Origin of the sequence: Streptomyces sp. NPDC058579 (assembly GCF_042718575.1) — a bacterium.
Lineage (GTDB): Bacteria > Actinomycetota > Actinomycetes > Streptomycetales > Streptomycetaceae > Streptomyces.
In genome coordinates this window covers 22,890-45,116 of the sequence record NZ_JBHXPI010000037.1, presented here as the reverse complement: position 1 = coordinate 45,116, position 22,227 = coordinate 22,890, and the positions used below count along the sequence as shown (strand labels likewise).

Sequence of the window (22,227 nt, the reverse complement as noted above, 5' to 3'; positions counted from 1 at the left end):
CCAGGCTCGTCGTAGCGTCGGGGCATGCTGCTGCGGCCCCTGCGCGCCCTTCTCGGGCTCTTCCTCTGCGTCGGCGTGCTCGTCGGCTGCTCCACCGCCGAAAGCGATGCCGGTCCCGCCCCCACCGGCTCCTCCGGCCTGGAGACCGTCCGCGTCGCGGACCTCCCGGACGAGGCGCGGGCGACCCTCCGGCTCATCGAGCGCGGCGGGCCCTTCCCGTACGCCAAGGACGGCGCGACCTTCTCCAACTTCGAGCGGATCCTGCCCCGGCGCGAGCGCGGCCACTACCGCGAGTACACCGTCCGCACCCCCGGCGAACGCGACCGGGGCGCCCGGCGTCTCGTCACCGGGCGGGGCGGCGAGGTCTACTACACGGACGACCACTACGAGACCTTCCGGGAGGTCCTGCCCGATGAAGCTCGCTGAGGCCCTGCGCGACCCCGTCGTCCTCGATCTGCGCGGGGTCGTGGACAAGGCCGCCTTCATGGACCGCTGCGCCGGCGCCCTCGCGCTGCCGCGCTGGTTCGGCCGGAACTGGGACGCCCTCGCCGACTGTCTGACCGATCTGCCCCGCCCGGTGGCCCTCGTCGTCACCGGCTGGCAGGCTTATGCCACGGCCCGGCCGAGCGACTGGGAGACCGCCCAGGACGTCTTCGCCACGGCCGCCGACACCAGCACCACGGGCCTCACCGTCCTGCTCGCCCTGGGGACCCCGCAGGGGAACGCCCTTGGAGGATCGGACGACGAGGGTCCGGCAAGCCTCGGATGAAACGCCCGGGCCGGGTACACCCACCGGCGTGGGACAATGAACTACGTGCTTTTTCCCCTGGCTGAAATGCCTAGGGGCCGATCCGAACGACTGGGATGTCAGCACGTGCGTTTCCTCAATGACGTCAAGCCGCCCTACGACCTGACGTACGACGATGTGTTCATGGTGCCGAGCCGCTCGGCGGTGGGTTCCCGCCAGGCCGTGGACCTCTCCTCGCCGGACGGTACCGGTACGACGATCCCGCTGGTCGTCGCCAACATGACCGCGATCGCCGGCCGCCGCATGGCCGAGACCGTCGCCCGCCGTGGCGGCCTGGTCGTCATTCCCCAGGACATCCCCATCGAGGTCGTCACCGACGTCATCTCGTGGGTCAAGAGCCGCCACCACGTCCTGGACACCCCGATCGTCCTCGAGCCCCACCAGACCGTCGCCGACGCGCTCTCGCTGCTGCCCAAGCGCGCGCACGACGCCGGTGTCGTCGTGGACGAGGACCGCCGTCCGGTCGGTGTCGTCACCGACGCGGACCTGTCCGGTGTGGACCGCTTCACGCAGCTCTCCGAGGTCATGTCGAAGGACCTGCTGCTCCTCGACGCCGACATAGAGCCGCGCGACGCGTTCAACACGCTCGACCACGCCAACCGCCGCTACGCCCCGGCCGTGGACAAGGACGGCCGTCTCGTCGGCATCCTGACCCGCAGGGGCGCCCTGCGCGCGACCCTGTACACGCCGGCCACCGACGCGAACGGCAAGCTGCGCATCGCCGCCGCCGTCGGCATCAACGGCGACTTCGTGGGCAAGGCCAAGCAGCTCCTCGACGCGGGCGTCGACACGCTCGTCATCGACACGGCCCACGGCCACCAGGAGTCGATGATCACCGCGATCAAGGCCGTGCGCGCCCTCGACCCGCAGGTTCCGATCGTCGCCGGCAACATCGTCGCCGCCGAGGGCGTCAAGGACCTCATCGACGCCGGCGCGGACATCATCAAGGTCGGCGTGGGTCCCGGCGCCATGTGCACCACGCGCATGATGACCGGTGTCGGCCGCCCGCAGTTCTCCGCCGTCCTGGAGTGCGCCGCCGAGGCGAAGAAGTACGGCAAGCACGTCTGGGCCGACGGCGGTGTCCGGCACCCGCGCGACGTCGCCATGGCGCTCGCCGCCGGTGCGTCCAACGTGATGATCGGTTCCTGGTTCGCCGGGACCTACGAGTCCCCGGGCGACCTCCAGCAGGACGCCAACGGCCGGCTCTACAAGGAGTCGTTCGGCATGGCCTCCGCCCGCGCCGTGCGCAACCGCACGAGCGAGGAGTCCGCGTACGACCGGGCCCGCAAGGCGCTCTTCGAGGAGGGCATCTCCACCTCGCGGATGTTCCTCGACCCGACCCGCCCGGGCGTCGAGGACCTGATCGACTCGATCATCGCCGGTGTCCGCTCCTCCTGCACCTACGCGGGCGCGGCCTCGCTGGCCGAGTTCGAGGAGAAGGCGACGGTCGGCATCCAGAGCGCCGCCGGTTACGCCGAGGGCAAGCCGCTGCACGCCAGCTGGAGCTAGTCGCAGTCCCGTCCTTACGCCGAGAGCCCCCGTGAGTCACGACTCGCGGGGGCTCTCGGCGTGTCCGCCCGCCCGCCTCGGTAGGGCCCTGGCTCTACCCGCGTACGTCCAGCCACGCTCTACCCGCGTACGTACGGCCCCAGCGCCTCCGCGACCGCCGCCGCGATCCGGGCGTGGCCCCGGTCGTTGGGGTGCAGGCCGTCCGCCAGGTCCTCCGGGTCGAGCAGGGGGCGCCCTGAGAGCACCAGGAGGCGCCCGTCGCCCTCCGCCGCGAGGTCCCGGCCCGCGGCCTCCATGGCCGTGCGCAGCTCCGCCAGCGAGGCGCCCAGGGCGTTGGGGGCGTCCTCGGCCTCGGGGCGGAGCACGGGGGAGAGGATCAGCAGCGGGGCGTCCGGGTGGCCCCGGCGCACCAGGCCCACGTACGCCCGTACCGTCTCGTACAGCCAGCCGGCCGAACTGGGCGCCCTGGACCAGCAGTTGGTGCCGAACGCGAGGGTGACCAGCGCGCCCGGGAGGCTCGCGAGCTGCTCGGCCAGGGGCAGCTCGCCGCGCGCCCCGCCCGCGAAGCCGAGGTTGACCGTGTCCAGGCCGAGCGCCCGCCCCGCCGTCGCCGGCCAGGAGTGCGCGGGCCGGGTCGACCACCAGCCCTCGGTGATCGAGTCCCCGTGCACCAGCCAGCGCGGCCGCGTCGGGGCGGGGGAGAGCGCGCCCTCGCGCGCCCGCAGCCCGAGCACCACCGGCGCCTGGCTCTCCGGCAGATGGATCGCGAACGTCCCTCCTCCGGGCGGGAGTTCGAGCGCGATCGTGGCCTCCTCCGCCGGGGCCGTGAAGCTCTCGCCCACGCACAGCCCGTCCCGCCAGAGCGCGAAGCAGTGCCGCAGAGCCCGGAGCGCGTCCCCCGGGCCGGGGACGGCCGCGCGGTAGCGCAGCTCGACCGCGCGCGTGCCGGGCGTGGCCGTGAACTCCACCCGTACGCCGATCGGCAGCGCCGCCCGCTCGGCGGTGTCCAGGGGCAGCCGGTCCAGATCGGCGGGGTCGGCGCGGACGGCCCGGCCGCCGTCGAGCCAGGCCGTGCCGCGCAGGTAGGGAGCGGGTTCCAGCCAGCCCACCGAAGCCTCCGATCGAGGGGACGCAAGGGCCTCGCAGAGTCGTTCATCGGGCACGAGGAGTCAATGCGCACGCGAGGGTCGCTTCACACCCCCGTTCGGGCCCCAATGTGCCGATTCATGCGGTGGGGCGCAATGTTTCCCCGTCTGGGCCCCGAGCGCGCAATGATCATCTGCGGGTGCGCAACAACCCTGCATTACGAGCGCGAAGCGCGGGGCTTAGGCTCATGCCTCGTACCAGGAGTGGCGGCGACCGCCTTCTCGGCGGTTCCCCCTTCCCTCGCGGGCTCTTTCGTGATGCCCGCGTACCGCCGTGGTCGTCGCATTTCGACAGGCAGCGATCAAGGAGCCTTCGCAGTGCTGGATCAAGGCACAGCATCACCGGCCACCGAGCCGACCGTCCCCAAGACCTCCGGGCTCTCCGCCCTGACCCGGCGCAAGCCGGTAGAACGCCTGGTCGCCGAGGGTGGCCAGGGCGAGGGCGGCTCGCTCCGCCGCTCGCTGTCGATGTGGCAGCTCACCATGATCAGCATCGGTGCCACGCTCGGCACCGGTATCTTCGTCGTCCTCGGCGACGCCGTCCCGAAGGCCGGCCCCGCGGTCACGATCGCCTTCGTCATCGCCGGACTCACGGCGCTCTTCTCGGCCCTCTCGTACGCCGAGCTGGCCGGCTCCATACCGGTCGCGGGTTCCTCCTACTCGTATGCGTACGCAACGATGGGTGAACTCGTCGCCTGGGTCTGTGGCTGGTGCCTGGTCCTGGAGTACGGCGTCTCCGTCGCCGCCGTGGCGGTCGGCTGGGGCGAGTACCTCAACGAGCTGCTCGACGGCACGATCGGCGTCACCATCCCCGACGTGCTCTCCTCGGCACCGGGTGAGGGCGGCATCATCAACCTGCCGGGTCTGATCGTCGTCCTGCTCGCGATGGTCTTCCTGCTCGGCGGCGCCCGCGAGTCGGCCCTCGTCAACACCGTCATGGTGTTCGTGAAGATCGCCGCGCTGGTGCTCTTCTGCGCCATCGGCTTCATGGGCTTCAAGTCCGGCAACTACGCCGACTTCATGCCGCTCGGCATGGCCGGCGTCAGCGCCGCCGGTGCGAGCCTCTTCTTCTCGTACATCGGCTTCGACGCCGCCTCCACCGCCGGTGAGGAGGCGAAGGACCCGAAGCGCGACCTGCCCCGCGCGATCATGCTCTCGCTGCTCATCGTCACCGTCCTCTACGTCCTGGTCGCGGCCGTCGCCGTCGGCGCGTGGAACTGGAAGGCCTTCGAGGGCTCCGAGGCCTCGCTCGCCGCGATCATGACCGACGTCAGCGGCCAGGCCTTCTGGGGCACGCTGCTCGCCGCCGGCGCCGTCATCTCGATCGCCAGCGTCGTGCTCACCGTCCTCTACGGTCAGACCCGAGTCCTCTTCGCGATGTCCCGCGACGGCCTCGTGCCCAAGGTCTTCGGCAAGGTCAGCGGCAAGACCGGCACCCCGCGCGTCAACACGATCATCGTGTCGCTGTTCTGCGGCGCCCTCGCCTCCGTCATCCCGCTGGGCAAGCTCGTCGACGCCACCAGCATCGGCACGCTCTTCGCCTTCGCCCTGGTCAACATCGCGGTGATCGTGCTGCGCCGCAACCGCCCGGACATGGACCGCACCTTCCGCGTCCCGCTCGGCTGGACCTTCCCGATCCTCGGCTTCCTGTTCTGCGTCTACAACATGTTCAGCCTCGACTCGGTCACCTGGGTGGTCTTCGGTTGCTGGATGGCCGCGGGCCTCGTGTTCTACTTCCTGTACGGCATGCGCCGCTCCCGCCTGGCCACCGAAGCCGGGGCCGTCCACGCAGAAAAGTGATCCACCCGTAGTGCGACTCAACGACCTCGACGAACGCATCGTCCACGCCCTCGCGGAGGACGCCCGCCGCTCGTACGCCGACATCGGCTCGCTCGTCGGCCTGTCCGCGCCCGCCGTCAAACGGCGCGTGGACCGGCTGCGAGCCGAGGGCGCCATCACCGGATTCACCGTACGGGTGGACCCGGCGGCGCTCGGCTGGGAGACCGAGGGGTTCGTCGAGATCTACTGTCGCCACAACACCTCGCCGGACGACATCCGGCGAGGTCTGGAGCGGTACCCCGAGGTGGTGTCCGCGTCGACCGTCACCGGCGACGCGGACGCCGTCGTCCAGGTCTTCACCTCGGACATGCGCCACTTCGAGCGCGTCCTGGAGCGCATCGCGGGCGAGCCGTTCGTGGAGCGCACCAAGTCCGTCCTGGTGCTCTCGCCGCTGCTGCGGCGCTTCTCCTCGGGCTCGCCCGCGTAACCCGTCCTGGTGGTCCCGTCCTAGTTGTACGGGACCTGCCAGGGCAGGACCTCGAAGTCGCCCGTGCCGGCCTTCGTCTTCTCGAAGGGCGCGCCGCTGGTGCACTTCGGCACCTCGTCCTTCGTCGGGTCGTTGGAGGCCATCCAGCTGTACCCCAGGCGGTCGTGCTTCCCCAGGTCATGCACCGAGATGCCGACCCGCTTGCCCAGCGACGGTGCCAGTACGCCGTCCGACCGGGTGATCACACCCGTCACCACCGCGACCTTGCCGCCCGTCGACAGGCAGTCGACCTTCACATCGGCCGACCCGCCGAAGTCCCCGATGTAGTGGCTGAAGCTGAACGTGCCGGTGGCGGCCTTCGGGTCCCGCCGGTCCTTCGCCGCCAGGTGCGCGTCGAAGGTGAACGTGATGTCGTCACCGGCCGGCCGGTAGAGCTTCGCTGTCCCGGTCAGCGCGGCCGCCTCGCGGCTGCCGCCGCGGCCGTCCCCCGAGGCGACGGCGGAGCCCGCGGCGCCGGCGGTGATCAGTGCGGCGGCGGCCAGGGCGACGATCTTCGTACGGCGGTTCATGGTGGTCCTTTCAGCAGGTCAACCGGACAGCCACCACTCTTCCGCGCGGCCCGCCCCGGGGCGTCGGGCCAGGGAACGGTCCGGTCTCCGCCGCACGGCGGGGGAGCGCTACGACCCGAGTACGAGGGCGCGCGCAACGAATCGCCGTGACGTCCACGCATCGCGCAACGGTTCGACGGTCGGTCCGCAACGGTCGCGCCTTGTCCCGATGCGGCCCGGAACCGTACCGTTTTTGACGTCGCTCTGACGCCTCACTCTTCCCTCCCGCACCAGCGAAGGACCCTGCCGATGCCGCCGCTGCGCACCGCCCTGCTCCAGAGTTCCGGCGAGCTCGGTGACGTGGCCGCGAACCTCAAGGTCCTCGACGAGGCCGCCGCCCGCGCGGCCGCCGCCGGTGCCGATCTGCTCCTCGCGCCCGAGCTCTTCCTCACCGGCTACGCCATCGGCGCCGACATGGCACGCCTTGCCGAACCGGCCGACGGCCCCTCCGCGCGCGCCGTCGCCGCCCTCGCCGCCCGCCACGGCCTGGCCATCGGCTACGGCTACCCGGAGCGCGACACCGAGCAGCACGGCGTCCTGTACAACGCGGCCCAGCTCATCGGCGCCGACGGAGCCACGCTCCTGCGCTACCGCAAGACCCACCTCTTCGGCGACTTCGAAGCCCACTGGTTCACGCCCGGCGAGGAGGCCGTGGTCCAGACGGAGCTCGGCGGCCTCACGGTCGGGATGATGATCTGCTACGACGTCGAGTTCCCGGAGAACGTACGGGCGCAGGCCCTGGCCGGCACCGACCTCCTGCTCGTACCGACCGCGCTCATGCACCCCGCCGAGGTCGTGCCCGAGTCCGTCGTCCCCGTGCGCGCCTTCGAGAACCAGCTCTACATCGCGTACGCCAACCGGACCGGCCCCGAGGGCGACTTCGAGTTCGTGGGCCTGTCCACGCTCGCCGCCCCTGACGGCACCGCCCGGGTCCGGGCCGGCCGCGGCGAGGACCTCGTGATCGGCGACGTGGACCCCGCCCTGCTGGCCGCCTCGCGCAAGGACAACCCCTACCTCCGCGACCGGCGCCCCGGCCTCTACGGCTCCCTCGTCTGAGCCGTCCCCCTCACTCTTCCCGCACTTCCCCGCTTTCCCCGCAAGGAGTCCGTACCCCATGACGTCCACGGTGCCCACGACCGCCGTCCCGCACAGCGACGGCCAGCCGCCGATCACCATGTTCGGTCCGGACTTCCCGTACGCCTACGACGACTTCCTGGCCCACCCGGCCGGGCTCGGCCAGATACCCGCGACCGAGCACGGCACCGAGGTCGCCGTCATCGGCGGCGGTCTGTCGGGCATCATCGCCGCGTACGAGCTGATGAAGATGGGCCTCAAGCCCGTCGTCTACGAGGCCGACCAGATCGGCGGCCGGCTGCGGACCGTCGGCTTCGAGGGCACCGGCACCGAGGGCCTGACGGCGGAGATGGGCGCCATGCGCTTCCCGCCCTCCTCGACCGCCTTCCAGCACTACATCGACCTGGTGGGCCTGGAGACGGAGGCGTTCCCGAACCCGCTCGCCGAGTCCACCCCGTCGACCGTCGTCGACCTCAAGGGCGAGTCGCACTACGCCCAGACCGTCGACGACCTGCCGCAGGTCTACCGCGACGTGATGAACGCGTGGAACGCCTGCCTGGACGAGGGCGCCGACTTCTCCGACATGAACCAGGCGATGCGCGAGCGGGACGTCCCGCGCATCCGTGAGATCTGGTCGAAGCTCGTCGAGAAGCTCGACAACCAGACCTTCTACGGCTTCCTCTGCGAGTCCGAGTCCTTCAAGTCCTTCCGGCACCGCGAGATCTTCGGCCAGGTCGGCTTCGGCACCGGCGGCTGGGACACCGATTTCCCCAACTCCATCCTGGAGATCCTCCGGGTCGTCTACACCGAGGCCGACGACCACCACCGCGGCATCGTGGGCGGCTCGCAGCAGCTGCCGCTGCGCCTGTGGGAGCGCGAGCCGGAGAAGATCGTCCACTGGGCGCAGGGCACCTCCCTGCGGTCCTTGCACGAGGGCGAGCCGAAGCCGGCCGTCACCCGGCTGAACCGCACCGCGGGCAACCGGATCACCGTCACGGACGCCTCCGGCGACATCCGTACCTTCCAGGCGGCGATCTTCACCGCCCAGTCGTGGATGCTGCTCTCCAAGATCGCCTGCGACGACTCGCTCTTCCCGATCGACCACTGGACGGCGATCGAGCGCACCCACTACATGGAGTCCTCGAAGCTCTTCGTGCCCGTCGACCGGCCGTTCTGGCTGGACAAGGACGAGGAGACCGGCCGGGACGTCATGTCGATGACGCTGACCGACCGGATGACCCGCGGCACGTACCTCCTGGACGACGGCCCGGACAAGCCGGCCACGATCTGCCTCTCGTACACCTGGTGCGACGACAGCCTGAAGTGGCTGCCGCTGTCCGCGAACGAGCGGATGGAGGTCATGCTGAAGTCGCTCGGCGAGATCTACCCGAAGGTCGACATCCGGAAGCACATCATCGGCAACCCGGTGACGGTCTCCTGGGAGAACGAGCCCTACTTCATGGGCGCCTTCAAGGCGAACCTGCCGGGCCACTACCGCTACCAGCGCCGCCTGTTCACGCACTTCATGCAGGACCGGCTGCCGCAGGACAAGCGGGGCATCTTCCTCGCGGGCGACGACATCTCCTGGACGGCCGGCTGGGCCGAGGGCGCCGTGCAGACCGCGCTCAACGCCGTGTGGGGCGTCATGCACCACTTCGGTGGCGCGACCGACGCGACCAACCCGGGCCCGGGCGACGTCTACGACGAGATCGCCCCGGTCGAGCTCCCCGAGGACTGACCATCCTCATCGCGGCTGAGGGCCGAGCGTCCTCAGCCGCGCGGGTCCAGCGGGGTGAGCAGCATCCGCCCCACCAGGCCCACCGACCGGTCGAGGCGTTCGGTGAACTCCTCGGCCAGGTCGGGCAGTTCGCGCAGCTGCCAGAGCGAGCGGGCCGCGAGCCAGGCCCCGTCGCGGGCCCGGTCCAGGCTCCAGCAGCCGAGCAGATGCGTCAGCGGGTCCGTGATCTCCAGGAGGTCCGGGCCCGGCATCACTTCCTCGCGGATGCGCTCTTCGAGCAGGACGAGGATGTCGCCGACCCGGTCGAACTCGTCCTCCAGGTCGCGCGGAGCGCAGTCGAGCGCCCGGCAGGTGTCGACCACGGCGAGCGCCAGGTCGTGCCCGATGTGCGCGTTGATCCCGGCGAGCGCGAACTGCAGCGGCCGTACGCCGGGATGGCGCCGGTAGTGGAAGAGCGGGCGCCAGCAGGCCGGGGCGGGGCCGCCGGTGGAGACGGCGTCGACGACCGCGAGATAGCGCTCGGCGAAGCGCACGTCCAGGGTCGCGGCCGCCCGGCGGTCGGCGAACGTACCGGAGTCGATGGCCCGGCCGATCTCCTCCGTCACGGTCAGATAGACCCGGTTGAAGACGCCGACGCCGTCGGCGGGATGCCAGGCCGAGCGGATGGATCGCATCCGCTCCACCACCGGGTCGACGGCGGTGAACTGCCCGATCTGCGTGGTCTGCGCCATGGGGAGCAGCGTCGCAGCAGCCGGGCCCGGGAGGGAACTCCCCAGGCCCGGCTTCCCCAGAACGGGCGAATGTGCCTACGACTTGGTGGTGGGCTCGTCGTCCTTGGTGTCCGTGTCCGGGCCCTTGCCCTCGTAGGAGCTGGTACCGGAGTCGAGCAGCGGCTCCTGCTGCTTCAGGTGCGCCGGGGCGAAGGCCCGCAGCACGTGGTAGCCGGTGATCACGACGATCGTGCCGAGCGCGATGCCGCCGAGCTCGAAGGTGTCGGTGAAGGTCAGCTTGACCCCGCCGACGCCGATGATGATGCCCGCCGCGGCCGGCACCAGGTTGAGCGGGTTACGGAGGTCCACCTTGGCGTTGATCCAGATCTGGGCGCCGAGCAGGCCGATCATGCCGTAGAGGATCACCGTGATGCCGCCGAGCACACCGCCCGGGATGGCCGCCACGACCGCGCCGAACTTGGGGCAGAGGCCGAAGAGCAGCGCGAAACCGGCCGCGGCCCAGTAGGCGGCGGTGGAGTAGACGCGGGTGGCCGCCATGACGCCGATGTTCTCGGAGTACGTGGTGTTCGGCGGGCCGCCCACGGCGGTCGACAGCATCGAGGCGGCGCCGTCGGCCGCGATGGCGGTGCCGAGCTTGTCGTCGAGCGAGTCGCCGGTCATCTCGCCGACGGCCTTGACGTGACCGGCGTTCTCGGCGATCAGGGCGATGACGACCGGCAGCGCGACGAGGATCGCCGACCACTCGAAGCTCGGGCCGTGGAAGGTCGGCAGGCCGATCCAGTCGGCCTGCGAGACGCCGGAGAGGTCGAGCCGCCAGTGGTCGGTGACCTCACCGCTCGGCCCCAACGAGTTGATCTTGCCGAAGACCAGGTCGAAGACCCAGGAGATGGCGTAGCCGAAGATCAGGCCGAGGAAGATCGCGATCCGCGACCAGAAACCGCGCAGACAGACCACGGCGAGCCCGGTGAAGAGCATGACGAGCAGCGCCGTCCACTGGTCCTGCGGCCAGTAGGTGGCGGCGGTCACCGGGGCGAGGTTGAAGCCGATCAGCATCACGACCGCGCCCGTGACGATCGGGGGCATCGCCGCGTGGATGATCCGCGCGCCGAACTTCCGTACCGCCAGACCCGCCAGGAACAGCACGCCGCCGACGACGAACACCGCGCCGGTGACGGTCGCGCTGGTGCCGCCGGAGGCCCGGATGGCCGCGGCGACACCGACGAACGAGAGCGAGCAGCCCAGGTAGCTGGGGACCGTGCCGCGCGTCGCGAGCAGGAAGATCACCGTCGCGACGCCGGACATCATGATGGCGAGGTTCGGGTCGAGCCCCATCAGGACGGGCGCCACGAAGGACGCGCCGAACATCGCGACCACGTGCTGCGCGCCGAGGCCGGCCGTACGGGGCCAGGAGAGCCGCTCGTCGGGCCGGACGACGGCTCCTGGAGCGGGTGTTCGCCCGTCGCCGTGCAGGGTCCAGCGCACGCCGAGGTTCATGTGGTCGCTCCAGTTCTCCGGTGACGGCGGCCGGTTCGCCGCGCGAGACTCAGCCGAAAAAGATCAGACACATGGTAGTGCGCCGCAGGTCACCGGGGTCCCGACGCGAGGTCGGCGCCCTTTCCGCCGCTTGTCGCCGCGGCGGTCGTGGCCCGGGCCCCCGGGCGGAGCACCCCCGCGCCGAGGACCAGGCCGAAGGCGAGCAGCGTGACCAGGCCGAAGGAGAACGTCAGCGAGGTCGCGTCGGCGATGCCGCCGATGGCCGAGGGGGCGATGAGGCCGGAGGTGTACGTGATGGTGGCCACGCCCGCGATGGCCTGGCTGGGGTTCGGGCCGCTCCGCCCGGCCGCCGCGAACGCCAGCGGTACGACGACGGCGACACCGAGGCCGATGAGTCCGAAACCGGCCATCGCCAGGACGGCGTGCGGGGCGAGGACCACGAGCAGGCCGCCGGCGGTCGCGGCGACGCCGCCGACCCGTACCGTCCGCACGGCGCCGAACCGGTCCACCACCCGGTCGCCGACGAGCCGGGCGATGGCCATCGTCAGCGCGAAGGCGGTCGTGGAGGCCGCCGCTACACCGGCCGAGGAGCCGAGCTCGTCCCGCAGGTAGACCGCGGACCAGTCCAGGCTGGCGCCCTCGGCGAACACCGCGCAGAACCCGATCGCGCCGATGATCAGGGCGGACTTCGGGGGCAGCGAGAAGCGCGGCGGCGCCTCCTCCTCCGGGGTGCTCTGCAGGTCGAGGACGCCCTGGCAGAAGTACAGGCCGAGCGCGGTCAGGACGAGAGCCGCGACGAGGTGGTGCAGCCGGGCGTCCCCGCCGAGGTGGGCGGCGACGGTGCCTGCCGCGGAGCCGATCAGCGCGCCCACGCTCCACATGCCGTGCAGGCTGGACATGATCGACTTGCCCAGGCGGTTCTCGGTCTCGACACCGAGGGCGTTCATCGCCACGTCGGACATGCCGGCCGTGGCGCCGTAGACGAAGAGCACCGCGCAGAGCCCGTAGATGTCGGGGGCGAGGGACGGCAGCGTGAGGGCCATCGTCCAGAGCGCAAGGAGGCCGCGCAGCGCCGTACGGGCCCCGAAGCGGTGGCTGATCGCGCCGGCCAGCGGCATGGCGAGCGAGGCGCCGATCGCGGGGAAGGCCAGGGCGAGGCCGAGCTGGCCCGCGCTGACGCCCGCGTGGTCCTGGATCCACGGGATACGGGTGGCGAAGCTGCCGGTGACCGCGCCGTGGACGCAGAAGACGGCGGCGACGGCGAACCGGGCCCGCCGCAGTCGCTCGGTACTGAAGACGGTCTCGCCCGCCATGTGCCCTCCCTCGGTTGGTGGGCGGTAAACTATCAGGAACCCTGCCTGATAAATAGTGGGCAGGCGGAGAGCACGCGTACGCGTCTGAGAGGATCCCGGCATGGCCGCATCCCCGAGCACCGCCCGAGCCATCAACGACCGGCTCGCCCTGCGACTGCTCCAGGACGAGGGCCCGTTGACGGCGACTCAGCTCAAGACCCTGACCGGACTGTCCCGCCCCACCGTCGCCGACCTCGTCGAGCGGCTCCGGGGCTCCGGACTCGTCCGGGTCGTGGGGGAGTCCGGCGCGGAGCGGCGCGGACCCAACGCCAAGCTGTACGGGATCGCAGCCGACCGCGCCCACCTCGCCGCGCTCGACGTCCGCACCGACTCCGTGGCCCTCACCGTCGCCGACCTGCTCGGCACCACGCTCGCCGAGGCCTCGGCCCCGATGGGCGGGGAGGACGGGACCGGACCCGCCGTCGAGAAGGCCGTCTCGCTCCTGGAGCGGACCGCGAAATCGGCGGGCGTGGAGCAGCTGCACAGCGTCGTGGTCGGCGCGCCCGGACTGATCGACCCGGCGACGGGGGAGCTGCGCGACTCGTCGGGGCTGCCCGAGTGGCACCGGCGGCTGATGGCCGCGCTCCAGGAACGCCTGCCCGCGAACGTGCTCGTCGAGAACGAGACCAACCTCGCGGCCGTCGCGGAGCAGCGGGTCGGCGCCGCCCGCGACCGTGACACTTTCGTACTGCTCTGGCTCGGCCAGGGCGTCGGCGCGGCCGTCGTCCTCGACGGCCGGCTGCGCCGAGGGGCCTCGGGCGGTGCGGGCGAACTCGGCTTCCTGCCGGTGCCCGGCACCTCCGGGCTTCCCTCGGCCACCGGCTGCGACGGCGGCTTCCACGAGCTGGCCTGCGCGGCGGCGGTGGAGGCCCTCGCCGTGCAGCACGGCCTCGACCCGGCGGGCGCGCTCGGCTCCGGGCACGGACCGTTCCTGGACGCCCTCGCCCGCCGCCTCGCGGTCGGCGCGGCGGCCGTCGCCTCGGTCCTGGATCCCGGCTGCGTGGTCCTCGGCGGCCGGACCGGCCACCTGGGCGGCCCGGGGCTCGCCGCCCGCGTGGAGGCCGAGCTCGCGGTGCTCTCCCCGCTTCGTACAGAGGTCCGCGCCACCGCCCTCGGCGACACGGCGGTCCTGCGCGGCGCCCTTCTGGCGGCCCGCGACGCGGCCCAGACCGCGCTCTTCCCTCAGGAGCCGAGCCCTTAGGAGCCGGTGGGCTTCGAGTCCGCCTCCGCCCCGAACCGGCTCTTCAGGAACTCCTCGAAGGTCACCCGCCCCACCGCCTGCTCGGGGGCGAGGTGGCCGCCGTCGCGCAGCCCCTGGTAGACCTTGCCCGCGAGCGGGACCTCCACGACCCGGCGCTCCGTGCCGGTCGCCGCCAGATACGCGGCCGCCAACTCGGCGAACGTACGGACCTCGGGGCCGCCCATGTCCTCCGCCCGGCCCGCAGGCTCGCCCATCGCCAGCTCCGCCAGGCGCTCGGCGGCCTCGGTGACCTCCATCGGCTGGTCCGGCACGTCCTTCGGGATCAGCATCACCGGCGGCTTCGCCAGACCGGCCAGGAGCCGCAGGATCAGGTCGTGGTACTGGGTGGTCCGCAGGATCGTCCAGTCGATGCCCGACTGCTCGATCAGCCGCTCGGCCGCGTACTTGGCCTTGTAGTACGGCAGCGGGACCCGGTCCACGCCGACGATCGAGATGTAGACCAGGTGCCGGACCTCCGCCCGGCGCGCGGCGTCGAGCAGATTGCGTACGGCCTGGTCGTCGCCCCGCAGGATGTTCGTGCAGTGGACGATCGTGTCCACGCCCCGGACCGCCCGGTCCAGGAGCGGTCCGCCCTTGCGCAGGTCGACCGCGTACGGCGGCGCGTGCCGGCTCAGGACGCGGACCTCGTGGCCCGCCGCGCGCAGTCGTTCGCAGACGGGGTGGCCGAGCGTCCCCGTACCTCCGGTCACCAGAAACGTGGTCATGCCTCCAGGGTGAACGCCTTCGCCGCGGCCCGCACGTGCTGCGGACCGCGGCGAAGACCGGGGAGGACCCGGCGGCGGCAAGGGCCGTGAGAACCGCCGCCGGGCGCTTACGGGGAGGAGGTCAGGGCATCAGCAGGCGCCGAGGTCCTTCCAGACGCCCCATTCGCCGGTCGTGCCCGGCTCCTCGTTCTGCGTCCACCACTGGGCCTTCCACTTGCGGCCCTTGTGGGAGACCTCGGTGCCGCCGTTGTAGACCGTGCCGGCCGCGTACGCCGGAGCGGTGCACGTGCCACCCGGCGGGGTCGTCGGAGGCGTGGTCGGGGGAGTCGTCGGCGGGGTGGTGGGCGGCGTGGTCGGCGGCGTCGTGGGCGGGGTGGTCGTCCCCGGCTCCACCACGGTCACCCCGCGCGCCAGGTCACCGGCGAGCGCGTACGTCGTACCGCTGATGCTGACCGTCCAGTTCGACGGCGTGGACACCGGCAGGTAGTAGTTGAACGCCAGGTCCACCGAGGCACCGGGGGCCAGCGTCTGCCAGGCCGGGAGCTTCAGCGAGACCCGGTGGAAGTCGCCCTTCAGGCCGCCCACGTTGTTGCCGGTGTGGTCGCTGCTGATCACCTTCGTACCGAAGCCGGACTGGTCGGAGGCGTTGGCCGGGGCCGCGGTCGCGTAGTCGAACTGGAACTCGGTGCCGCCCGGCAGGGTGGTCGCCGTGTTGTTGGTGATCTTCAGCTTGGGCGTGATCGGGTAGTTGGAGTCGCCCAGCTTGAACTCGGTGAACTCCACGCCCACGTTCACGGCCTTGGTCGGCAGCGCGGCGTTGGACTTCTTCGCGCCGTACGGGGTGGCCGCCTTGAACTTGTCGTACATGAGCGAGGTGAGCGTGTCACCCATCTCGTACTGGCCCTTGCCGGCGTTCCAGTCGTAGTCGCCGGCCATCTCCCAGACCATCGTGCCGCCGATGCCCTTGCTGACCACGTAGTCGGCCTTGGCGGCCACCGACTGCTCGTCCTCGGTGGAGAGGAAGACCTTCTTCTGCGCGTTCCACAGCCACGGCGCGACCAGCGTCGAGTCGTACTTGCGGGCGTAGGTGCCGGTCAGCGTGGTGTTCGCGGGGAAGCCGTACTGCGTGACGTAGTCGCCGACGATCCCCTTCTCCAGGTTCTTGGCGTGCCACATCGGGTTGGAACCGGCCGGCGACTCGGCGCCGTTGGTGTCCTTGTCGTGCCACAGGTTGTCGATGCCGACGGCGCCGTCACCGCACTTGGTCAGCCCCGCGCCCGCCGGGCAGGTGGTCGCGGTGGCCTTGCCCCACAGCCCGTCGGTGCCGCCCTGCACGTTCTTGTGGCCGCGGGTGTAGTACGGCAGGCCGATGTTGATCCGGCCGGCCGGCATCGAGCCGCGGAAGTAGTGGTACGCCCAGTCGGTGTTGAGGTAGCCGACACCGCCGTACTGGGAGGAGCCGTAGACGCCCGCGGCGGCCAGCTCGCCGTCCTTGCCGTCGTCGAAGAGCGAGGCGTTGGGGCCGACGTACTCGTTCCAGGCGCCGTGCAGGTCGTAGGACATGATGTTGACGTAGTCCAGATACTTCTGCATCTGGAAGGTCTCCATGCCGCGCAGCAGGTAGCCGGAGGAGGGCGCGGCGACGGTCAGCAGGTAGTGCTTGCCGTCGGCGGCGCCGGCCCGGTCGAGCTTCTCGCGCAGCGACTTCATCAGGGCGTCGTAGCCCTTGACCAGGCCCGCGCGGCGGGCGTTGGCGAGCTGCCAGTCGAGCGGGTTGCCCGCGTCCTTCATCGTCGTCGGGTACTCGTAGTCGATGTCGACGCCGTTGAATCCGTACTTCTTGATGAAGGAGACGGCCGAGTCCGCGAACGTGTCGATCCCGGCCTGGTTGACCGAACCGTCGGCGTTGGTGGCCATCGAGTAGAAGCCGCCGGAGTTCACCCGGGTGCCGTTGTCGTCGAAGTAGCCGCCGGTCTCCGCCCAGCCGCCGACCGAGATCAGCGTCTTGACGTCCGGGTGCTGCTTCTTGAACTTGTTCAGCAGGTTGAAGTGGCCCTTGTAGGCGAAGCCCGGGTCCATCTCCGCGCCCGCGACACCGGGCCAGGTCATCCCGGTGGCCGCGTTGTTCGGCCCGTCCGCGCCGACCGACAGTTTGTTGTCGGAACCGACGTGTCCGAAGGCGTAGTTGATGTGGGTGATCTTGTCCCACGGGATGTTGTTGGCGAGGTAGGCGGGCTCGCCGTTCTTGCCGGTGCGCCAGCCGGTGAAGTAACCGATGACGCGGCGCTGGTGGTCCGCGCCCATCTTCTCGCGGCCCTCGGTGTCGTAGACCGAGCAGTACGGGACGTCGACACCGGGGGTCTTGTACAGCCCGTCCGGGCGACAGCTCTCGTTGTCGGCGGCGTACGAGACACCGCCGGCGAGGGAGCTGATCAGCAGGCCGGCGACGGCCGCGCCGGACGCGAGCAGCGAGACCCTCGTCTTCGTGGGGGACAACACGATCGGTTCCTCCAGGGGAGGTCGGCAGACACAACGAACAAACGGGTGGGTCGTGTTGGGCCCGTGGAGTGCGCACACCGGCGGGCCGTACCTCGGAGGTGACACGGAGATTAAGAGGACTAGACCAGTGCGTCAATAGGTCTGGACCAAAGAAGGGAAGGAAGATGCCCTGTGAGCCAGCCCACAGGGCATCGCCCGCATGGCCCGCGACCGGCCGTGGCACACTGGCCCTGTATCAGCAGCAGCGCACTCCGGGGTCGGTGTAATTCCGAACCGGCGGTATAGTCCGCGACCCGTCCGCAGCCAGCGGCCGGTTGACCAGGTGAAACTCCTGGACCGACGGTGAAAGTCCGGATGGGAGGCAGTGCGCGGCGGGCGACCCTTTTCCGGGGGCGCTGTCGGCCGTATCGCCGCTGGTCGCCCTTGTCGGCGACCGGTGTGTCCGGCCCCGGCACCCCTGCGTGAAGTGTCGTACCCGCTCTCTGTCGTCATCGACAGGCCCCGGAGTCCGTGCCCGAAGAGGCAGGAGGACCCGGTGGCAGACCACGCCGACATCACCGCCATGCGACGCGCCATCGCGCTCGCCGCCCGCGGCCTCGGCTCCACGAGCCCCAACCCGGTCGTCGGCTGCGTCCTCCTCGACGCCTCAGGACAGCCGGTCGGCGAGGGCCACCACCAGCGGGCCGGCGGCCCGCACGCCGAGATCCACGCCCTGCGCGCGGCCGGCGACCGCGCCCGCGGCGCCACCGCCTACGTCACCCTCGAACCCTGCAACCACACCGGCCGCACCGGCCCCTGCGCCCAGGCGCTGATCGAGGCCGGCGTCAGCCGCGTCGTGTACGCGGTCGGCGACCCGAACCCGCAGGCCACGGGCGGCGCGGACACCCTGCGCGCCGCCGGGATCGAGGTCGTCGGCGGGCTGCTCGCGGACGAGGCCGAGGCCGGCAACATCGCCTGGCTCACCTCCGTACGCCTCGGGCGCCCCTTCGTCCGGTGGAAGTACGCCGCCACCCTCGACGGCCGGAGCGCCGCCGCCGACGGGACCTCCCGCTGGATCACCTCCGCAGAGTCCCGCGCCGACGTCCACCGGCTGCGCGCCGAGGCCGACGCCGTCGTCGTCGGCTCGGGCACCGCCCGCGCCGACGACCCCCACCTGGCCGTACGCGGCGTCGAAGGCGCCGTCCAGCCGCTCCGCGTGGTCGTCGACACCGAGGCCAGCGCGGTCAAGCCCGGCGCCCGGGTCCTGGACGACGCGGCGCGCACCGTGATCGCGGTCGCCGAGGACGTCCTCCTGGAGGAGACCATGCACTTCGGCGAGACATGGCGGCTGACCCGCGCACCCGGCGGCGGCCTCGACATCCCCGAACTCCTCGCGGCCCTCCACCAGCAGGGCGTCCGCTCCGTCCTCCTCGAAGGCGGGCCGACCCTGGCCGGGGCCTTCGTCCGCGCGGGCGCCGTCGACCAGGTCGTCGGCTACCTCGCCCCGGTCCTCCTCGGCGCGGGCCCGAACGCCCTCGCCGACGCCGGAATCACCACCCTCACCGAAGCGTTGCGGCTCGACATCACCGAGACCGTGCGCATCGGACCCGATCTCCGCATCACCGCGACCCTCAAGGGAGCCTGACCGTGTTCACCGGAATCGTCGAAGAACTGGGCGAGGTCACCGCCGTCGAGAAGCTGGCCGACGCCTCCCGCTTCCGCCTGCGCGGCCCCCTGGTCACGGAAGGCGCCAAACACGGTGACTCCATCGCCGTCAACGGTGTCTGTCTCACGGTCGTGGAGCACGGCGACGGCGAGTTCACCGCCGACGTGATGGCCGAGACGCTACTGCGCTCCTCCCTCGGCGCGCTCGACGTCGGCTCCCGCGTCAACCTGGAGCGCCCCATGGCGGTCGGCGACCGCCTCGGCGGCCACATCGTCCAGGGCCACGTCGACGGCACGGGCAGCATCCTCGACCGGACCCCGTCCGAGAACTGGGAGATCGTCAAGGTCGCCCTGCCGGCCCAACTCTCCCGGTACGTCGTCGAGAAGGGCTCGATCACGGTCGACGGCGTCAGCCTCACCGTCGTCGAGGCCGCCGAGGACTGGTTCACCATCAGCCTCATCCCCACCACGCTCGCGCTGACCACGCTCGGCATCAAGAAGAGCGGCGACCCGGTCAACCTCGAAGTGGACGTCATCGCCAAGTACGTCGAGCGGCTGCTCGGCCCGAATGCCCGGGAGAACGTCAAGTGAACTGGCTCAACTCCGAGGCGTTCACCGTCCTCGACCAGCACATCATGTGGTCCGACATGATCGGCAACACGATCGGTCTGGTCGCCCTCGCGCTCGGCTGGCGCCGCTCCATCCTCACCTGGCCCGCCCAGCTGCTCTCCGGCGTGATCCTGGTCGGCGCCTACGCCTCCGCCCACCTCAGCGGCGGCGTCGGCAAGCAGCTCCTCGTCATCGGCGTCGCCGCCTGGGGCTGGTGGCAGTGGAACCGCGGCCGCCGGCAGGCCCAGGACGGCTCCATCGCCGTCCGCTTCGCCAGCTGGAAGGAGCGCGGCTACCTCATCGGCGGCGCCGTCCTCGGCACCCTCGCGGTCGGCGGCCTCTTCACGCTCTACCCGTCGCTCTCCTGGAGCCCCTGGGCCGACGCGTACATCTTCGTCGGCACGCTCGTCGCGATGGTCGCCCAGGCCCGCGGCCTGGTCGAGTTCTGGTTCGCCTGGCTCCTCGTCGACCTCGTCGGCGTCCCCCTCGCCTTCAACAGCGGCCTCGCCTTCTCCGGCCTGGTCTACGTCATCTACTTCGCCCTCGTCATCTGGGGCATGCGCGACTGGTGGCTCCGGACGCGTACCGCTCCCTCGGCTCTGGAAGGAGCACACGCATGAGCCACCCGATCAGCGCCCTTCCCCCCTGGGACGCCACCGACCTCTCCCTCGACCCCGTCGAGCAGGCCATCCGCGACATCGCCGCCGGCCGCCCCGTCGTCGTCGTCGACGACGAGGACCGCGAGAACGAGGGCGACCTCGTCATCGCCGCCGAGAAGGCCACCCCCGAGGTCGTCGCCTTCATGATGAGCGAGTGCCGCGGCCTGATCTGCGCGCCCATGGAGAGCGACGAGCTGGAGCGGCTCCAGCTCCCGCAGATGGTCGAGCACAACACCGAGTCGATGCGGACGGCCTTCACCGTCTCCGTCGACGCGGCGCCCGCCCACGGCGTCACCACCGGCATCTCCGCCGCCGACCGCGCCACCACCCTGCGGATGCTGGCGAGCGGCGCGCACGAGCCGAGCGACTTCGTCCGCCCCGGCCACATCTTCCCGCTGCGCGCCAAGTCCGGCGGCGTCCTGGTCCGCAACGGCCACACCGAGGCCGCCGTCGACCTCGCCCGCCTCGCGGGCCTGCGCCCGGCCGGCGCCATCGTGGAGATCGCGGGCGAGGACGGCGTCATGCTGCGGCTGCCCGAGCTCGTCCCGTTCGCCCGCAAGCACGGCCTCACGATCATCTCGATCGAGGACCTCGTCGCGTACCGCCGCTCCTCCGAGCCGACCGTCCGCCGCGAGGCCGAGGTCCGGCTGCCCACGGCCCACGGCGACTTCACCGCGTACGGCTACCGCTCCACCGTCGACGGCGTCGAGCACGTCGCCCTCGTCCACGGCGAGATCGGCGACGGCGAGGACGTCCTGGTCCGGGTCCACTCCGAGTGCCTGACCGGCGACATCTTCCACTCGCTGCGCTGCGACTGCGGCCCCCAGCTGCAGGCCTCCATGGACCGGATCACCGAGGCGGGCCGCGGTGTCGTGGTCTACCTCCGCGGCCACGAGGGCCGCGGCATCGGCCTGCTGTCCAAGCTGCGCGCGTACGAGCTCCAGGAGCGCGGCCGCGACACCCTCGACGCCAACCTGGAGCTCGGCCTGCCCGCCGACGCCCGCGACTACGGGGCCGGCGCCCAGATCCTCGGCGACCTGGGCGTGCGCAGCCTGCGCCTGATGACCAACAACCCCGACAAGATCGACGCCCTCACCCGGCACGGCCTGAAGGTCCAGGGCCGCGAGGCCATGCCGGTCCAGGCGGGCGAGCACAACCTCCGCTACCTGCGCACCAAGCGCGACCGGATGGGCCACGACCTGCCCTGGCTGGACGCGTCCACCGCGTCCACCTGCGGAAACCAGTAAGTCAGCGATCAGTACGGAACAGCGATCAGTACGGAACAAGGAGAGACATGAGCGGCAAGGGCGCACCCGTCCTCAGCGTGAAGAACTGCGGCGACCTGCGAGTGGCCGTCATCGCGGCCCAGTGGCACGAGAAGATCATGGACGGCCTCGTCGACGGCGCGCTCCGCGCCCTGCACGAGCTGGGCATCGACGAGCCGACCCTGCTGCGCGTCCCCGGCAGCTTCGAACTCCCCGTGGTGGCGAAGGTGCTCGCCGGGCGCGGTTACGATGCCATCGTGGCGCTCGGCGTCGTCATCCGCGGCGGAACGCCGCACTTCGAGTACGTGTGCCAGGGCGTCACCCACGGCCTCACCCAGGTCTCGATCGACACCGGCGTACCCGTCGGATTCGGCGTCCTGACCGTGGACAACGAGGAGCAGGCCCTCGACCGGGCCGGCCTCGAAGGCTCCCGCGAGGACAAGGGCCACGAGGCCGTCACCGCCGCCGTCGCCACCGCGACGACGCTGCGTACAGTCAGCGAACCCTGGCGCTAGGTAGCAGTCAGGCACCCCGTACTCTTAGGACCATCATGGCGAACAAAACCTTCGAAGAGCTCTTCGCCGAGCTCAAGCTCAAGGCCGAGAACGGCGACCCGGCCACCTCCCGCACCGCGGAACTGGTGGACAAGGGCGTCCATGCCATCGGCAAGAAGGTCGTCGAGGAGGCCGCCGAGGTCTGGATGGCCGCCGAGTACGAGGGCAAGGAAGCCGCCGCCGAGGAGATCTCGCAGCTGCTGTACCACGTCCAGGTGATGATGGTCGCCCGCGGGATCTCGCTCGACGACGTCTACGCCCACCTCTGACGCACCGCCCCTGAGCGCACGAACCACTGAGCGTACGT

21 protein-coding genes and 1 riboswitch are annotated in these 22,227 nt (G+C 71.2%); of the genes, 14 read left to right on the top strand and 7 right to left on the bottom strand.

Annotated elements, in window-relative coordinates; all coding sequences use genetic code 11:
- The first annotated feature begins 24 nt into the window (after positions 1-24).
- From ACFWRO_RS29555 to ACFWRO_RS29545, 3 genes are all read left to right on the top strand, one after another.
- Entirely contained in the window at positions 25-426 is a 402-nt protein-coding gene (locus ACFWRO_RS29555) for a ribonuclease domain-containing protein (protein ID WP_384515291.1), read from the top strand.
- On the top strand, positions 413-769 hold the full coding sequence (locus ACFWRO_RS29550; protein WP_384515288.1) for a barstar family protein: 357 nt from the start codon (positions 413-415) through the stop codon (positions 767-769). Before ACFWRO_RS29555 ends, ACFWRO_RS29550 begins: the two co-directional genes overlap by 14 nt.
- Before the next feature lie 105 nt (positions 770-874).
- A complete protein-coding gene (locus ACFWRO_RS29545; protein WP_384515285.1) occupies positions 875-2,317 on the top strand; it encodes a GuaB1 family IMP dehydrogenase-related protein in 1,443 nt (480 codons plus the stop codon).
- Between the two features lie 119 nt (positions 2,318-2,436).
- Here the strand turns inward: ACFWRO_RS29545 and ACFWRO_RS29540 are convergent, their stop codons facing one another.
- Positions 2,437-3,426: a GDSL-type esterase/lipase family protein gene (locus ACFWRO_RS29540; RefSeq protein WP_384515282.1), complete on the bottom strand. Its 990-nt coding sequence runs from the start codon at positions 3,424-3,426 to the stop codon at positions 2,437-2,439.
- Positions 3,427-3,780: 354 nt separating this feature from the next.
- Here ACFWRO_RS29540 and ACFWRO_RS29535 point away from each other — a divergent pair, with 354 nt between their 5' ends.
- Together ACFWRO_RS29535 and ACFWRO_RS29530 are read left to right on the top strand one after the other, a co-directional pair.
- Positions 3,781-5,262 (top strand): amino acid permease, encoded by a 1,482-nt coding sequence (locus ACFWRO_RS29535; RefSeq protein ID WP_384515279.1) that lies wholly within the window; start codon positions 3,781-3,783, stop codon positions 5,260-5,262.
- 10 nt (positions 5,263-5,272) lie between these two features.
- On the top strand, positions 5,273-5,728 hold the full coding sequence (locus ACFWRO_RS29530; protein WP_351787626.1) for an Lrp/AsnC family transcriptional regulator: 456 nt from the start codon (positions 5,273-5,275) through the stop codon (positions 5,726-5,728).
- Positions 5,729-5,748: 20 nt separating this feature from the next.
- On the opposite strand, the gene ACFWRO_RS29525 is transcribed toward ACFWRO_RS29530, so the two are convergent.
- Positions 5,749-6,297, bottom strand: a complete 549-nt coding sequence (locus ACFWRO_RS29525; RefSeq protein ID WP_384515276.1) for a Repetin — start codon at positions 6,295-6,297, stop codon at positions 5,749-5,751.
- 288 nt (positions 6,298-6,585) lie between these two features.
- Between ACFWRO_RS29525 and ACFWRO_RS29520 the strand changes: the two genes are divergently transcribed.
- Both ACFWRO_RS29520 and ACFWRO_RS29515 read left to right on the top strand, forming a co-directional pair.
- Complete coding sequence (locus ACFWRO_RS29520; protein ID WP_362004900.1) at positions 6,586-7,392, top strand: carbon-nitrogen hydrolase family protein; 807 nt, start codon at positions 6,586-6,588, stop codon at positions 7,390-7,392.
- 58 nt (positions 7,393-7,450) lie between these two features.
- Positions 7,451-9,148, top strand: a complete 1,698-nt coding sequence (locus tag ACFWRO_RS29515) for a flavin monoamine oxidase family protein (protein WP_384515273.1) — start codon at positions 7,451-7,453, stop codon at positions 9,146-9,148.
- Positions 9,149-9,180: 32 nt separating this feature from the next.
- Here ACFWRO_RS29515 and ACFWRO_RS29510 read toward each other — a convergent pair whose 3' ends face one another.
- From ACFWRO_RS29510 to ACFWRO_RS29500, 3 genes are all read right to left on the bottom strand, one after another.
- Positions 9,181-9,879: a DUF5995 family protein gene (locus tag ACFWRO_RS29510; RefSeq protein WP_384515270.1), complete on the bottom strand. Its 699-nt coding sequence runs from the start codon at positions 9,877-9,879 to the stop codon at positions 9,181-9,183.
- Between the two features lie 75 nt (positions 9,880-9,954).
- Positions 9,955-11,373, bottom strand: a complete 1,419-nt coding sequence (locus ACFWRO_RS29505) for a uracil-xanthine permease family protein (protein ID WP_384515268.1) — start codon at positions 11,371-11,373, stop codon at positions 9,955-9,957.
- A gap of 89 nt (positions 11,374-11,462) precedes the next feature.
- Positions 11,463-12,686, bottom strand: a complete 1,224-nt coding sequence (locus ACFWRO_RS29500) for an MFS transporter (RefSeq protein ID WP_384515265.1) — start codon at positions 12,684-12,686, stop codon at positions 11,463-11,465.
- A gap of 100 nt (positions 12,687-12,786) precedes the next feature.
- Here ACFWRO_RS29500 and ACFWRO_RS29495 point away from each other — a divergent pair, with 100 nt between their 5' ends.
- Entirely contained in the window at positions 12,787-13,926 is a 1,140-nt protein-coding gene (locus ACFWRO_RS29495; RefSeq protein WP_384515262.1) for an ROK family transcriptional regulator, read from the top strand.
- Here the strand turns inward: ACFWRO_RS29495 and ACFWRO_RS29490 are convergent.
- Positions 13,923-14,690 carry an SDR family oxidoreductase gene (locus ACFWRO_RS29490; protein WP_384515260.1) on the bottom strand — a complete coding sequence of 256 codons (768 nt, stop codon included), beginning with the start codon at positions 14,688-14,690 and terminating at the stop codon, positions 13,923-13,925. The genes ACFWRO_RS29495 and ACFWRO_RS29490 overlap by 4 nt on opposite strands.
- Before the next feature lie 129 nt (positions 14,691-14,819).
- A complete protein-coding gene (locus tag ACFWRO_RS29485) occupies positions 14,820-17,189 on the bottom strand; it encodes a chitinase C-terminal domain-containing protein (RefSeq protein WP_384515257.1) in 2,370 nt (789 codons plus the stop codon).
- A gap of 242 nt (positions 17,190-17,431) precedes the next feature.
- A riboswitch (FMN riboswitch) is annotated at positions 17,432-17,561 on the top strand.
- Between the two features lie 163 nt (positions 17,562-17,724).
- Between ACFWRO_RS29485 and ribD the strand changes: the two genes are divergently transcribed.
- From ribD to ACFWRO_RS29455, 6 genes are read left to right on the top strand one after another with little or no spacing between them, the layout of a single operon-like run.
- On the top strand, positions 17,725-18,813 hold the full coding sequence (gene ribD / locus ACFWRO_RS29480) for a bifunctional diaminohydroxyphosphoribosylaminopyrimidine deaminase/5-amino-6-(5-phosphoribosylamino)uracil reductase RibD (protein ID WP_384515254.1): 1,089 nt from the start codon (positions 17,725-17,727) through the stop codon (positions 18,811-18,813).
- A gap of 2 nt (positions 18,814-18,815) precedes the next feature.
- Entirely contained in the window at positions 18,816-19,424 is a 609-nt protein-coding gene (locus ACFWRO_RS29475) for a riboflavin synthase (RefSeq protein ID WP_384515252.1), read from the top strand.
- Positions 19,425-19,468: 44 nt separating this feature from the next.
- Positions 19,469-20,062 (top strand): nicotinamide riboside transporter PnuC, encoded by a 594-nt coding sequence (locus tag ACFWRO_RS29470; protein ID WP_384515339.1) that lies wholly within the window; start codon positions 19,469-19,471, stop codon positions 20,060-20,062.
- Complete coding sequence (locus tag ACFWRO_RS29465; protein WP_384515249.1) at positions 20,059-21,348, top strand: bifunctional 3,4-dihydroxy-2-butanone-4-phosphate synthase/GTP cyclohydrolase II; 1,290 nt, start codon at positions 20,059-20,061, stop codon at positions 21,346-21,348. The genes ACFWRO_RS29470 and ACFWRO_RS29465 overlap by 4 nt, the downstream gene beginning before the upstream one ends.
- Before the next feature lie 47 nt (positions 21,349-21,395).
- A complete protein-coding gene (gene ribH, locus ACFWRO_RS29460) occupies positions 21,396-21,881 on the top strand; it encodes a 6,7-dimethyl-8-ribityllumazine synthase (protein ID WP_260231098.1) in 486 nt (161 codons plus the stop codon).
- A gap of 35 nt (positions 21,882-21,916) precedes the next feature.
- Positions 21,917-22,189 (top strand): phosphoribosyl-ATP diphosphatase, encoded by a 273-nt coding sequence (locus ACFWRO_RS29455; RefSeq protein ID WP_053643769.1) that lies wholly within the window; start codon positions 21,917-21,919, stop codon positions 22,187-22,189.
- Positions 22,190-22,227: the final 38 nt, after the last annotated feature.

Coding starts and splice junctions, on each gene's coding strand:
- ACFWRO_RS29555 (WP_384515291.1), top strand. CDS start 25: ATGCTGCTGCGGCCCCTGCGCGCCCTTCTCGGGCTCTTCCTCTGCGTC.
- ACFWRO_RS29550 (WP_384515288.1), top strand. CDS start 413: ATGAAGCTCGCTGAGGCCCTGCGCGACCCCGTCGTCCTCGATCTGCGC.
- ACFWRO_RS29525 (WP_384515276.1), bottom strand. CDS start 6,297: ATGAACCGCCGTACGAAGATCGTCGCCCTGGCCGCCGCCGCACTGATC.
- ACFWRO_RS29520 (WP_362004900.1), top strand. CDS start 6,586: ATGCCGCCGCTGCGCACCGCCCTGCTCCAGAGTTCCGGCGAGCTCGGT.
- ACFWRO_RS29515 (WP_384515273.1), top strand. CDS start 7,451: ATGACGTCCACGGTGCCCACGACCGCCGTCCCGCACAGCGACGGCCAG.
- ACFWRO_RS29510 (WP_384515270.1), bottom strand. CDS start 9,879: ATGGCGCAGACCACGCAGATCGGGCAGTTCACCGCCGTCGACCCGGTG.
- ACFWRO_RS29505 (WP_384515268.1), bottom strand. CDS start 11,373: ATGAACCTCGGCGTGCGCTGGACCCTGCACGGCGACGGGCGAACACCC.
- ACFWRO_RS29500 (WP_384515265.1), bottom strand. CDS start 12,686: ATGGCGGGCGAGACCGTCTTCAGTACCGAGCGACTGCGGCGGGCCCGG.
- ACFWRO_RS29495 (WP_384515262.1), top strand. CDS start 12,787: ATGGCCGCATCCCCGAGCACCGCCCGAGCCATCAACGACCGGCTCGCC.
- ACFWRO_RS29490 (WP_384515260.1), bottom strand. CDS start 14,690: ATGACCACGTTTCTGGTGACCGGAGGTACGGGGACGCTCGGCCACCCC.
- ACFWRO_RS29470 (WP_384515339.1), top strand. CDS start 19,469: ATGTGGTCCGACATGATCGGCAACACGATCGGTCTGGTCGCCCTCGCG.
- ACFWRO_RS29465 (WP_384515249.1), top strand. CDS start 20,059: ATGAGCCACCCGATCAGCGCCCTTCCCCCCTGGGACGCCACCGACCTC.
- ribH (WP_260231098.1), top strand. CDS start 21,396: ATGAGCGGCAAGGGCGCACCCGTCCTCAGCGTGAAGAACTGCGGCGAC.
- ACFWRO_RS29455 (WP_053643769.1), top strand. CDS start 21,917: ATGGCGAACAAAACCTTCGAAGAGCTCTTCGCCGAGCTCAAGCTCAAG.